Source organism: Mesobacterium pallidum, assembly GCF_019966535.1.
Lineage (GTDB): Bacteria > Pseudomonadota > Alphaproteobacteria > Rhodobacterales > Rhodobacteraceae > Mesobacterium > Mesobacterium pallidum.
Window position 1 is genome coordinate 418,910 of sequence record NZ_JAIMID010000001.1, and the last position, 12,781, is coordinate 431,690.

A 12,781-nucleotide genomic window follows, 5' to 3' on the forward strand; every position below is an offset into this window, starting at 1 on the left:
AAATCGCGCGTAAACGAAAATACATTCGCCGTTGAACCCAGAGATTCGCGCAGCCAAGGACAGCCCCATGCAGGACCTTTTCGTCATCGGCGGCGGCATCAACGGCGTCGGCATCGCCCGCGACGCGGTGGGCCGGGGCCTCAAGGTCACGCTGGCCGAGATGGGGGACCTCGGCCAGGCGACGTCCTCGGCCTCGACCAAGCTGTTCCACGGCGGGCTGCGCTATCTCGAGTATTTCGAGGCGCGGCTGGTGCGCGAAAGCCTGGTCGAGCGTGAACGGCTGCTCTCGGCCATGCCGCATATCTCCTGGCCCATGCGCTTTGTGCTGCCGACCCATCCCGACATGCGCTTTGACACCGCGACCCCGGCCTCGCGCCTGCTGGGTGCGGTCATGCCCTGGGCGCGGGGGCGGCGCCCGGCGTGGATGATCCGGGCGGGGCTGTTCCTTTACGACCACATGGGCGGGCGCAAGATCCTGCCGCCCACGTCGCGCGTCGCCCCGGATGCGCCGGCGCTCAAGGCGCTGAAGCCCGGCCTAGGCCCGACCTGGGAATATTCCGATTGCTGGGTGCAGGATTCGCGGCTGGTCGCGCTCAATGCCCGCGACGCGGCGGCGCGCGGCGCGACGATCCTGACCCGCACACGTGTCACCGGGGCCGAGCGGCTGGAGAGCCACTGGGTCGTCCATCTGGACACCGAGGCCGGCCCGCACAGCGTCGAGGCCAGGGTGCTGGTCAACGCCGCCGGCCCCTGGGTCGCGCAGGTGCTGGGCCAGACGCTTGGCCTCAACACGCCGGAAAAGGTGCGGCTGGTGCGCGGCAGCCATATCGTCACCGGTAGGCTCTTCGATCACGACAAGTGCTACCTCTTCCAGGGACCGGACGGGCGCATCGTCTTTGCCATTCCCTACGAGGACGACTTTACCCTGATCGGCACCACCGACGTGGACCATCCGAACCCGGACGAACGCCCCGAATGCACGCCCGAGGAACGCGATTACCTGCTGGGCGCCGTGAACCGCTACGTGGCCGAGGAGGTGACGCGGGACGACATCCGCTGGAGCTATTCCGGCGTGCGCCCGCTGCATGACAACGGGGCGGGCAGCGCCTCGGCCGCGACACGGGATTACGTGTTCCGGCTGGACCGCGCCGCCGCGCCGCTGCTGTCGGTCTTCGGCGGCAAGATCACCACCTACCGCAAGCTGGCAGAACATGCGCTGGAAAAGATGGCGCCGGTGATCCCGGACCTGAAGCCCGCCTGGACGGCCGGCGTGCCGTTACCCGGCGGCGATTTCGCCGTGGACGGGGCCGAGGGGCTGATGGCGGACCTGCGTCGCGACCACCCCTGGCTGGAGGCGGCGCTCGCCCGGCGGCTGGTGCGGTGCTACGGGACCGAGGCGGCCGAGGTGATCGGCGGCGCCTCTGCGATGGCGGATCTCGGGCAGAATTTCGGCGCCGGGCTGACTGAGGCCGAGGTCCGCTGGCTCATCACCCGCGAATTCGCCCGCTCCGCCGACGACATCCTGTGGCGCCGGACCAAGCTGGGGTTGCACCTCGGACCGGAACAGGTTGAGACTCTGGAGGGTTGGCTGACAGCGCATCGCGCAGCGGCCTGAACGACGACAAGGAAGGGGAGGCAAAGCCATGGGTCACGTCTTGGCCATCGACCAGGGGACCACGTCATCGCGGGCCATCGTGTTCGACGATCGGATGCGGATCGCGGCCCAGGCCAGCCAGGAATTCACCCAGTATTTCCCACGCTCCGGCTGGGTCGAGCACGACCCGGAGGAGATCTGGCAAAGCGTTGTCGCCACCGCCCGCGCGGCGCTGAAGGCAGTGGGTGCCCCCGTCGCCGGCATCGGCATCACCAACCAGCGCGAGACGGTCGTGGTCTGGGATCGCAAGACCGGCCGGCCGATCCACAACGCCATCGTCTGGCAGGATCGCCGCACAGCGCCCTATTGCGCCGAGCTGCGCGCGGCCGGGCATGACAGGCTGATCACCGAGCGCACCGGCCTGCTGGCCGATCCGTATTTTTCCGGCACCAAGGTGAAATGGCTGCTCGACACTGTCGAGGGCGCACGGGCCAAGGCCGAGGCCGGGGACCTGCTGTTCGGTACGATCGACAGCTATCTCATATGGCGGATGACGGGCGGAGACACCCATGTCACCGATGCCACCAATGCGGCCCGCACCATGCTCTACGACATCCACGCGGGGGACTGGAGCGACGAGATCTGCGGCATCCTCGGCATCCCCATGGCGATGCTGCCCGAGGTGCGCGACTGCGCGTCCGACTTCGGCACCTGCGCGGCCGAGCATTTCGGCACCGCGCTGCCGATCCTCGGCGTCGCGGGCGACCAGCAGGCGGCGACGCTGGGGCAGGCCTGTTTCGAGCCGGGGATGCTGAAATCCACCTACGGCACGGGCTGTTTCGCGTTGCTGAATACGGGCAAGTCGCCTGTCGCCTCGCAGAACCGGCTGCTGACCACCATCGCCTACCAGCTGGACGGAGAGGTCACCTATGCGCTGGAAGGGTCGATCTTTGTCGCCGGGGCGGTCGTGCAGTGGCTGCGCGACGGGCTAGGGCTGATCGGCGCGGCGGGCGAGACGCAGGACCTGGCGGCCAAGGCCGATGCGGGGCAGGAGCTGATCCTGGTGCCCGCCTTCACCGGCCTCGGCGCGCCCTATTGGAACGCGGAGTGCCGCGGCGCGGTCTTCGGCCTCACCCGCAATTCCGGCCCCGCGGAATTCGCCCGCGCGGCGCTGGAAAGCGTCGGCTTCCAGACCCGTGACCTGCTCGAAGCGATGCAGGCCGACATGGGCGGCGCCTCCGACACCGCGCTGCGCGACAGGTCATCCGCGACCCTGCGGGACAGGTCATCTGCGACCCTTCGCGACACGTCATCTGCGACCCTTCGGGACACGTCATCCGCGACCCTTCGGGTCGACGGCGGCATGACGGCCTCGGACTGGGCCATGCAATTCCTGTCCGACATCCTCGGCGCGCCTGTCGACCGGCCCGCGGTGCTGGAAACCACGGCGCTGGGGGCTGCCTGGCTCGCCGGCCAGCGCGCGGGCGCCTGGCCGGGCATGGCGGAGTTCGCAAAGGGCTGGGCCGTTGACCGCGAATTCACCCCGTCGATGGACGCGGACACGCGCGACGCCCGCTATGCCGCCTGGAAACGCGCCGTCGCCGCCACGATCTCGGCCGCCGGGGAATGACCGGCCAGCCGAGCTCTGTGCCGCAGCGGTCGGAATATTGAGTATTTATGGAAAAGTGAAAGCAGGGGCGGGCGCCCTCCGTTCACCTTGCTGGAAGCAATTCGGAGGTTCTAAGGGCAGCACCTCTCATGCCGACCCGTCCATTATCGCGCCGCCGCGCGATGGCCTCCGGCGGGTATATTTGGCGAAAGATGAAAGCACGCGGGTCCGGTCCCCTTCATTGTGCCTGTAAACTCCGGGGGGTCTGGGGGGCTGGCCCCCCAGCCTCACCACGGGGCGCCACGTTACCGCTGACAGCGCCCCCGGTTTCGGTCCATGCTGGGCCGGAGAGGGGAGAGCACCATGACCCAGAGCACTGAGGCCGACGTCATCGTCATCGGCGCGGGCCTTGCCGGCCTTGTGGCGGCGAGCACGGCGGCGGCGCGCGGGCGCCGCGTGCTGGTGCTGGACCAGGAGCCGCGGGCCTCGCTGGGCGGGCAGGCGTTCTGGAGTCTCGGCGGGCTGTTCCTGGTGGACACGCCCGAGCAGCGGCGCATGGGTGTCCGCGACAGCCGCGATCTTGCCGCACAGGACTGGCAGGGCTCGGCCGGGTTCGACCGGGACGAAGATCGCTGGCCAAAGGCATGGGCCGAGGCGTTCCTCGATTTCGCGGCCGGCGACATGCGCGGCTGGCTGCATGGTCTCGGCATGCGCTGGTTCCCGGTGCCCGGCTGGGCCGAGCGCGGCGGGGGGCTGGCGCATGGGCATGGCAACTCGGTGCCCCGGTTCCACGTGACCTGGGGAACGGGGCCGGGGGTGCTGGCGCCCTTCGCGCGGCTCTGCGCCGAGGCCGAGGCGGCGGGGCGGTTGCGCTATGCCTTCCGCCATCGGGTGACGCGGCTGGTGGTGACTGACGGCAAGGTCACGGGCGTCGCGGGCGAGGTGCTGGCCGAAGATGACGCGGAGCGCGGCCGGCCGAGCACCCGCGAGGTCACTGGCGATTTCGACTACGCGGCCGAGGCCATCGTCGTGGCCTCGGGCGGCATCGGCGGGAACGAGGCGCTGGTGCGCGCGGCCTGGCCCGAAGAGCGGCTTGGCCCCGCGCCCGAGCGCATGGTCTGCGGCGTGCCCGCGCATGTGGACGGGCTCATGATCGGCCATGCCGAGGCCGCGGGCGGGCGCGTCATCAACCGGGACCGCATGTGGCATTACACCGAAGGCATCCGCAACTGGGACCCGATCTGGCCGAACCACGGCATCCGCATCCTGCCGGGGCCGTCCTCGCTCTGGTTCGACGCAAACGGCAACCGGCTGCCCGCGCCCTGCCTGCCGGGGTTCGACAGTCTCGGCACGCTGGAACATCTTTGCAAGCTCGGCCATGGCCATTCCTGGTTCGTCACCACGCAGGCGATCATCAAGAAGGAATTCGCCCTCTCGGGGTCGGAACAGAACCCGGACCTGACCGGCAAGGACTGGAAACTGCTGCTGAAATCGCGCCTTGGTGGCGGCGCGCCGCCGCCCGTGGAGGCGTTCAAGCAGCATGGCGAGGATTTCGTGGTGGCCGATGACCTGGACAGGCTGGCCCAGGGCATGACCCGCATCGGCGGGCGGCCCATCGACGCCGCCCACCTGCGCCGGCAGATCGAGGCGCGGGACCGCGAGCTGGCCAACCCTTTCGCCAAGGATGCGCAAGTCATCGCGCTGCGCCAGGCGCGGGCCTATCGCGGGGACCGGCTGATGCGGACCGCGAAACCGCACCGCATTCTCGACCCCGCGAAAGGCCCGCTGATCGCCGTGCGGCTGCACATCCTGACGCGCAAGACGCTGGGGGGCCTCGAATGCGACCTCTCGGGGCGCGTGCTGGGCGACGATGGCGCGCCGCTGCCGGGGCTTTACGCGGCCGGTGAGGCGGCAGGTTTTGGCGGCGGCGGTTACCACGGGTACAACGCGCTCGAGGGGACGTTCCTCGGCGGCTGCATCTTCTCGGGGCGGGTCGCGGGGCAGCACGCGTGACGGGGCCGAAGATCGGAGTGTTCGGTGCCGGCGCAATCGGCGGCCACCTGGGCGGGCTGCTGATCCATGGCGGCGCGGACGTGGTGCTGGTCGGGCGCGACAGCCGGCGGGCCGAGGTCGCGCAGCGCGGCATGCGGCTGACCGATTACCGCCAGGCGGACGTGATCCTGCCGCCGGGCCGGATCAGCTTTCACACCGATCCGAACGCTTTGGCGCATTGCGACCTGGTGCTGGTGACGGTGAAATCCGGCCAGACCGATGCGGCGGCCGAGGCGCTGGCGCCGGTGCTGAAGGACGACGCGCTGGTGATCAGCCTGCAGAACGGGATCGGCAATGCCGGGGTGCTGGCGGCGGGGCTGCCCGACCTCGAGGTGCTGGCCGGGATGGTGCCCTACAACGTGGTGATCGTTGCGGCGGGCGTTTACCACCAGGGGACCGAAGGGCAGATCCGCGTCGCCGAAAGCCATCGGCTGACGCCCTTTCTTGAGGCCTTCCGCAACGCCGGACGGCCGCTGAAGCCGGTGCGGGACATGGAGGGCGTGCTGTGGGCCAAGCTGCTGATGAACCTCAACAACGCGGTCAACGCGCTGGCCAACCGGCCGCTGAAGGACGAGCTGATGCAGCGCGGCTACCGTTTGTGCCTTGCGCTGGCGATCGAAGAGGCGCTGGCGTTGCTGGACGAAGAGGGGCGTGTGCGGCTGGCGCGGCTCACGCCGCTGCCGCCGCATTGGCTGCCGGCGGTGCTGCGCCTGCCGGACGGGATCTTCCGGCGGCTGGCAAAGCGGATGCTCGAGATGGATGGCAAGGCGCGCTCGTCCATGTCGGACGACCTGGCCGAGGGGCGCCTGCCCGAAGTGGCCTGGATCAACGGCGAGATCGAGGCGCTGGCCCGCCGCCTTGGCCGCGCGGCCCCGGTCAACGCGCGGCTGGCCGAGCTGGTGCTGGCCGCCCATGGCGCGCCGCGCCGGCTGTCCTGGCCGGCGGGCCAGCTGCTGGCCGAACTCGAGGCGGCGGTCAGTGCAACAGCGGGCCGGTGATCGGGCGGCAGATCTTGCGCACGCTGCGGGTTTCCTGGGCATCGACCCAGATGCCGATCAGCAGGAACAGCGCCAGTTGCACCAGCGTGCCGAGGTCTCCGAATTCGAACCCCAAGAGGCCAGCGCCGGTGCCCAGCACCAGGCCCCAGGGCAGGGCGGCGCGCAGGATGGCACGGATCAGGGACTGGCGGATCTCGTCATCCAGGATGATCGTGCGGAAATCTTCCAGCGCCTTCAGGCAGTTGCGGCGCACGGCAAAGCCCATGTAGGCGGCAAAGACCAGCCCGAGCAGCAGCGCCATGCCCGAGGGGCCGTGCCCCGTGGCGGCGGTCTGGGGCGCAAGGTAGCCGATCACCACCCAGGCCAGCAGCGCCAGCCCGGCGGCCACCATGTAGGTTGCAAAGACCCAAAGACGCCGTGTGGCATCGGTCAAGGTGTTCCGTTGCTGTGCCATGGCGCCATGCCCCGTCCGTTAACCAGGATTGAGGCGGTGTAGCGGGCGATCTGGGCGTCAAGCGGGACCTGGTGCGGCAGTTTTGGGCAAATTTTCCGACAAACTGTCACGACCCGCGGATTCGGCGCGCGGAGGGCGCGTCGGTTTACGTATCGTTAACGGTGGCGGAGGCAGGCTTGAGCGCAGACCGGGCGGGGGCCACGGGGATCTTGGGGACAGGCGAGATGAGACGTGCGTGGGCAGGCTTGGTCCTTGCCGGGGCGGCTGCCGGGCCGGGGCCGGTCGCGGGGCAGGACCTGCGCTTGGGCCTGGCACGGCAGGTCGTGGCAGAGGCGCCATTGGCCACCGAGACCGGGGCGGGCCTGCCTTTTGCCGACACTGATGCAGGCGTTGGACCAAATGCGCCGGCCCCGGACGGGGGCGGGGCACCGGGGCAGGGCTTTTCGCTGGGCGGGCAGGCCTGGCCCGTCACCCTTGCGGTGCCGCTCTCTGCGGCCGTTGGCCCGGCGCGGGTCGGCCCGGATCGGACAGCTGCCGAGGTGCCGGCCAGTGCGGCCTGGCACCTGTCGGGCGACCTCGGCTGGACGGGCCCGGGACCGGTCGGGCCATCGGGCGCGGCGCTCAGCGGATCGCTGCGTCTTACGCTGGGGTTCTGACGGCGCATCTGTGGGATGCGCGCAACGCCCGCAAGCTTTCTGGTTGATTCGCGAGGGGTGATTCGGACGGGGCTTCCCCAATCGTCGTTCATTTGTTAACGATTCGTTAATAATAATGAACGAGGCGGGATTTTGGGTATGGGAACGGGCTTTCGGGGCACGTTCGTCATCTCCTGGTCGCAGACAGATGTAGACGGTGTGACGGCGGCTCCGCTCGAGTCGCTGATGGTGGGTTCTGCTTGGGCCTGGCGCGGCGAAGCGGTGCGCGTCGATGGACCGACTGGTGTACTGCGACTCGGGGACGCGGACGGAGAGGCAAATGTCAGGCGCAGTGCGGCCCGCAAGGTGCGGCGGCTGGTCGGCGCAGCCTTGTCCAACACGACAAACCTGGGCGCGACCGGCGCAGAGGACAGCTTTTCCGACAGCACCTTCGTGGTGACGGACGGCACGCGCAGCTTTACCGTGACGCTGATCGAGACCGGCACGGGCGCGGCCCCGCTGCTGATGTTCTGCGATGACATGCCGCCGCAGGGCGGGGACCTCTGGGTGGTGCATCACGCGCTGGACCAGGGACCGCATCGCGACCTGGCGCGCACCGACGGGGGGGTGATCTGTTTTACCCCGGGCACGCTGATCGACACGCCCGAGGGCCCGCGCCTGATCGACCACCTGCGCGAAGGCGACCAGGTGCTGACCAAGGACAACGGCCCGCAGGAGATCCTGTGGAAGGGCGCCCGCCGGATGACCGGCGCGCGGCTGTTCGCCATGCCGCAGCTGCGCCCGATCCGCATCCGCACCGGGGCCTTCGGCCTCGACCGGCCGGACAACGAGCTGCTGGTCTCGCCCGAACATCGCATGCTGGTGCGCGGCGATGTGGCCCGGGCGCTGTTCAACACCGACGAGGTGCTGGTGGCGGCGCGCGACATGGTCAACGGTCAGTCGGTCTGCGTCGACATGCTGCTGCGCGAGGTGACCTACATCCACATCATGCTGAGCGATCACCAGGTGCTCTGGGCCAACGGGATCGAGACCGAAAGCTTCCACCCGGCCAATACCGCGCTGGCCAGCCTTGATACGGAGGACCGCCTGCGCCTGCTGGCCGGGTTCCCGGACCTTGAGTACGACGCGCAGCTTTACGGCCCCTATGCGCGGCGCAACCTGTCGCCCTCCGAGGCGGCGATCCTGATGCACGAGGCGGCCTGACCGGTCTCAGGCCCGCAGCGCAACCGCCTGCGGCGCGATGTCCAGGTCCTTGGGCAGGTCGAAGGCGCGCAGGGCCTCCTCCATCGACTCGACCACGCGAAAGCGGTGGCGGAACGGCTCGGCCAGGGCCTGCTTGAAATGATGCGCGAGGAACCGCGCCGGGTCGGACCGCGCCACCACGACTCCGGCGACAAAGGTGGACCGGCGTGCGTGGTAGATAGAGGCGCCCATCTCCACCAGGTTGCGAAGCTCTCGGGGCTCGGCATCCAGCGCGTCGATGCCGTCAAGGTTGCAGATATCGAACTGCGCCAGGGGCAGCTGAGGGTCCACCTGCATGCGGTCATACATCGCCAACACGGCCTTCGGAGTGATGGTTCCGTGGTACCACCGCAACAGCAGGTTGCGGTCAGCGTACACGCGGTAGAAGCAAGGCATGGTGGTGGAAACATCCTGAACAAACTGATTACAAAGCCAGCGTCCCACGTGTTTGCCCTAGCGTCAACTGCCTTTCAGCAACGCGTCGAAAAGCGTGATCGCCTCGGGCGAGGCCCAGTCGGCATCCCCGGTCAGCCGCGCGATCTCGCGCCCCTCGGGGTCGATCAGCACGGTGATCGGCAGGCCCATGACCCCCATCTGGCGGGCCAGCGCCTGCTTGGGATCGCGGTGGCGGGGCAGGTTGGTCACGCTGATCTCGTCGAGGAACCGGTCGATCGCGCTGGGGGCGTTGCGCCCGGTGGCAAGGGTCACGACGGCAAGGCCCGCGCCACCATACCGGGTTTGCAGGGCGGAAAGCGACGGCATCTCGTGGCGGCACGGCGCGCACCATGTCGCCCAGAAGTTGAGCACGACATACTGGCCCGAATAATCGCTGAGCCGCCCCTCGGTCCCGTCGTCCTTGAGGAACGCGGCATCGGGCACCGTCTCGGGCGTGGCGACGAAGTTCAGCTTCTTCATGTCGCCCTCGCGCAGCGCCTCGAGCCCCGACATGTCCGCCGCGGCGGCATTTGCAGAAACCGCAAGGGCGGTATAAAGGACGAGCGACTTCAAGATGCGCATGGGGCCTCCCTCGACATGACCAATTCTGCCTCGAACCAGATGTGGGGCGGCCGCTTTTCGGCTGGCCCCGACGCGATCATGGAAGCGATCAACGCCTCGATCGGTTTCGACCAGCGTCTCGCGGCCCAGGACATCGCGGGCTCTCGGGCCCATGCGGCCATGTTGGCAGCGGTGGGCATCGTGAGTGATAGCGACGCGCGGGCCATGCGGGAAGGGCTGCTCACGGTCTTGTCAGAGATCGAAAGCGGCACGTTCCAGTTCTCGACCGCGCTGGAAGACATCCACATGAACGTCGAGGCGCGGCTGAAGGCGCTGATCGGCGACGCGGCCGGGCGGCTGCACACGGCGCGGTCGCGCAACGACCAGGTGGCGACCGACTTCCGCCTCTGGGTGCGCGACCAGTGCGACGCGGCCGAGGGCGGCCTCATGGCGCTGATCCGCGCGCTGCTGGGCCAGGCCGAGGCGGGGGCCGACTGGGTCATGCCCGGATTCACCCACCTGCAGACCGCGCAGCCGGTGACCTGGGGCCACCACATGATGGCCTATGTCGAGATGTTCGCGCGCGACCTCAGCCGCATTCGCGACGCCCGCCGCCGGATGAACGAAAGCCCGCTGGGCGCCGCCGCGCTGGCCGGTACATCCTTCCCCATCGACCGGGCCATGACGGCCGAGGCGCTGGGCTTTGACCGCCCCATGGCCAATTCGCTCGATGCGGTCAGCGATCGCGACTTCGCGCTGGAGTTCCTGGCGGTGGCCTCGATCAGCGCCATGCACCTCAGCCGCTTTGCCGAAGAGCTGGTGATCTGGTCCTCGGCACAGTTCCGCTTCGTCACCCTGTCGGACCGCTTTTCCACCGGCTCGTCCATCATGCCGCAGAAAAAGAACCCCGACGCGGCCGAGCTGATCCGCGCCAAGATCGGCCGGATCTTCGGCGCCAACGTGGCGCTGATGACGGTGATGAAGGGGCTGCCGCTGGCCTATTCCAAGGACATGCAGGAAGACAAGGAACAGGTCTTCGATGCGGCCGACAACTGGATGCTGGCGCTGGCGGCGATGGAGGGCATGGTCAAGGACATGACCGCCAACCGCGAGAGCCTGCGCAAGGCTGCCGCCTCGGGCTTCTCCACCGCCACCGACCTCGCCGACTGGCTGGTCCGCGTGCTGGGCCTGCCCTTCCGCGAGGCGCATCACGTGACCGGTGCGCTGGTCGCCATGGCGGAACGCGCGGGATGCGACCTGCCCGAACTGCCGCTGGACGACATGCAATCGGTCCACCCCGGCATCACCACCGATGTCTACGAGGTGCTGACGGTCGAGGCCTCGACCGCCTCGCGCACCAGCTACGGCGGCACGGCCCCCACCCAGGTCCGCGCCCAGGTGGCCCGCTGGAAGGAGATCCTGCGATGAAACCGCTCGCCCTGGTCCTGGCCCTTGCCCTGCTCGCCGCCTGCGGCGCCGACGGCGACCCGGTGCCGCCCGAACAGGACACCCCCGCCACCCGCAACGGTGTCCAAGTCGGCGTCGAAGGATGGGCGGGCGTCAAGGGCCGCTGGTAACCCCGATCCCCTTCATGTCGCCCGAAATATCCCGGGGAGCCCACCATCATGCGGCGCTTCTGGCGCAAGGGGCTGGCCCCTCGCCAGCGCAGGTGGCCCCACCGGCGCGACATGTCGACTGCCGCACCCCGTTGCACCTGCCGGAGCCTCCGGCGGGAGTACTTGGGGAATAATGAAAGCAGGGGCGCTGGAAGCCCCTTCGTTGTGCCCATAAACTCCGGGGCGCCCACCTTCGTACCACGCCTCTGGCGTGAGGGGCTGGCCCCTCGCTCCGGACCCAAGCCAAAAGGCCTTGCCCATGGATCATTTCCTCTACCGTGACGGCCGGCTTTTTGCCGAGGACGTCGCCATCGCCGAGATCGCGGCCGAGGTCGGCACGCCGTTCTACGTCTATTCGACCGCCACGCTGACCCGGCATTTCCAGCTTTTCGACGAGGCGCTCGAGGGGACCGAGCACCTTGTCTGCTACGCCATGAAGGCGGCGTCGAACCAGGCGATCCTCAGGACCCTGGCCGAGCTGGGGGCGGGGATGGACGTGGTCTCGGGCGGCGAATATGCCCGCGCCATAGCGGCCGGCGTGCCGGGCGAGCGGATCGTGTTCTCCGGCGTCGGCAAGACCGTCTCCGAGATCGAACAGGCGCTGACCGGCGGCATCCGCCAGTTCAACGTGGAGAGCGAGCCCGAGATGCAGGCGATCTCGGCCGTGGCCACGCGGCTGGGCGTCACGGCGCCGATCACCATCCGGGTGAACCCGGATGTCGACGCCAAGACCCATGCCAAGATCGCCACCGGCAAGTCCGAGAACAAGTTCGGCATCCCCATCGCCCGCGCGCGCGAGGTCTACGCGCTGGCCGCCAGCCTGCCGGGGCTCGAGGTGATCGGCATCGACGTGCATATCGGCTCGCAGCTGACGCAGCTCGAGCCGTTCGAGCAAGCCTACCGGAAGGTCGCCGAGCTGACCGAGGTGCTGCGCGCCGATGGCCATGACATCCGGCGGCTCGACCTCGGCGGCGGCCTTGGCATTCCCTACACCCGCGGCAACGAGGCGCCGCCGCTGCCGATGGATTACGGCGCCATGGTCAAGCGCGTGCTCGGCCATCTCGGCTGCGAGATCGAGATCGAGCCGGGCCGGCTGATCGTCGGCAATGCGGGGCTGCTGGTCAGCGCGGTCATCTACGTGAAGTCGGGCGAGGGACGCGATTTCCTGATCCTCGACGCGGCGATGAACGACCTCATTCGCCCCGCCATGTACGAGGCGCATCACGACATCATTCCCGTGAACGAGCCCGCCCCGGGGGTCGAGCAGCAGCCCTATGACATCGTCGGCCCGGTCTGCGAATCCGGTGACACCTTTGCCAAGCAGCGCGCCATGCCGCCGCTGACAGATGGCGACCTTGTCGCCTTCCGCTCGGCCGGGGCTTACGGCGCGGTGATGAGCAGCGAGTACAACACCCGCCCGCTGATCCCCGAGGTGCTGGTGAAGGGCGATCAATTTGCGGTTATCCGCGCGCGGCCCAGCTATGAAGACATCATAAACCGCGATAGCATACCTGAGTGGCTCTAGGCGGCTCGCGGCGAATCCTCGTCGGGGCGGCGGGTCCGC

The 12,781-nt window shown here is 68.9% G+C and carries 12 protein-coding genes; 9 read left to right on the forward strand and 3 right to left on the reverse strand.

The annotated features are described in order from the left end of the window. The first annotated feature begins 67 nt into the window (after positions 1-67). The 4 genes from glpD (at position 68) to MF270_RS01910 (ending at position 6,253) form a co-directional block, all read left to right on the forward strand. Positions 68-1,615 (forward strand): glycerol-3-phosphate dehydrogenase, encoded by a 1,548-nt coding sequence (gene glpD / locus MF270_RS01895; protein ID WP_238364153.1) that lies wholly within the window; start codon positions 68-70, stop codon positions 1,613-1,615. 28 nt (positions 1,616-1,643) lie between these two features. Continuing rightward, the gene (gene glpK / locus MF270_RS01900; protein WP_238364154.1) at positions 1,644-3,224 is read left to right on the forward strand and encodes a glycerol kinase GlpK; all 1,581 of its coding nucleotides are present in this window, start codon (positions 1,644-1,646) and stop codon (positions 3,222-3,224) included. A gap of 342 nt (positions 3,225-3,566) precedes the next feature. Further along, positions 3,567-5,216, forward strand: coding sequence for an FAD-binding dehydrogenase (locus tag MF270_RS01905; RefSeq protein WP_238364155.1), 1,650 nt, complete (start codon positions 3,567-3,569; stop codon positions 5,214-5,216). Then, on the forward strand, positions 5,213-6,253 hold the full coding sequence (locus tag MF270_RS01910) for a 2-dehydropantoate 2-reductase (protein WP_238364156.1): 1,041 nt from the start codon (positions 5,213-5,215) through the stop codon (positions 6,251-6,253). Before MF270_RS01905 ends, MF270_RS01910 begins: the two co-directional genes overlap by 4 nt. Here the strand turns inward: MF270_RS01910 and MF270_RS01915 are convergent. Beyond that, the gene (locus MF270_RS01915) at positions 6,231-6,686 is read right to left on the reverse strand and encodes a hypothetical protein (RefSeq protein WP_238364157.1); all 456 of its coding nucleotides are present in this window, start codon (positions 6,684-6,686) and stop codon (positions 6,231-6,233) included. The two genes, MF270_RS01910 and MF270_RS01915, sit on opposite strands and share 23 nt — an antisense overlap. 245 nt (positions 6,687-6,931) lie before the next feature. Here MF270_RS01915 and MF270_RS01920 point away from each other — a divergent pair, with 245 nt between their 5' ends. Both MF270_RS01920 and MF270_RS01925 read left to right on the forward strand, forming a co-directional pair. Beyond that, the gene (locus tag MF270_RS01920) at positions 6,932-7,363 is read left to right on the forward strand and encodes a hypothetical protein (protein WP_238364158.1); all 432 of its coding nucleotides are present in this window, start codon (positions 6,932-6,934) and stop codon (positions 7,361-7,363) included. A 369-nt stretch (positions 7,364-7,732) separates the two neighbouring features. Next, positions 7,733-8,566 carry a Hint domain-containing protein gene (locus MF270_RS01925; protein WP_336245977.1) on the forward strand — a complete coding sequence of 278 codons (834 nt, stop codon included), beginning with the start codon at positions 7,733-7,735 and terminating at the stop codon, positions 8,564-8,566. A gap of 6 nt (positions 8,567-8,572) precedes the next feature. On the opposite strand, the gene MF270_RS01930 is transcribed toward MF270_RS01925, so the two are convergent. Both MF270_RS01930 and MF270_RS01935 read right to left on the reverse strand, forming a co-directional pair. Further along, positions 8,573-9,001: a hypothetical protein gene (locus MF270_RS01930; RefSeq protein WP_238364160.1), complete on the reverse strand. Its 429-nt coding sequence runs from the start codon at positions 8,999-9,001 to the stop codon at positions 8,573-8,575. A gap of 63 nt (positions 9,002-9,064) precedes the next feature. Next, complete coding sequence (locus MF270_RS01935; protein WP_238364161.1) at positions 9,065-9,622, reverse strand: TlpA family protein disulfide reductase; 558 nt, start codon at positions 9,620-9,622, stop codon at positions 9,065-9,067. Positions 9,623-9,637: 15 nt separating this feature from the next. Here MF270_RS01935 and argH point away from each other — a divergent pair, with 15 nt between their 5' ends. From argH to lysA, 3 genes are all read left to right on the forward strand, one after another. Continuing rightward, the gene (gene argH / locus MF270_RS01940) at positions 9,638-11,029 is read left to right on the forward strand and encodes an argininosuccinate lyase (protein WP_238364162.1); all 1,392 of its coding nucleotides are present in this window, start codon (positions 9,638-9,640) and stop codon (positions 11,027-11,029) included. Beyond that, entirely contained in the window at positions 11,026-11,178 is a 153-nt protein-coding gene (locus MF270_RS01945; protein ID WP_238364163.1) for an argininosuccinate lyase, read from the forward strand. The genes argH and MF270_RS01945 overlap by 4 nt, the downstream gene beginning before the upstream one ends. Positions 11,179-11,476: 298 nt before the next feature. Beyond that, positions 11,477-12,742, forward strand: coding sequence for a diaminopimelate decarboxylase (gene lysA, locus MF270_RS01950; protein ID WP_238364164.1), 1,266 nt, complete (start codon positions 11,477-11,479; stop codon positions 12,740-12,742). Positions 12,743-12,781: the final 39 nt, after the last annotated feature.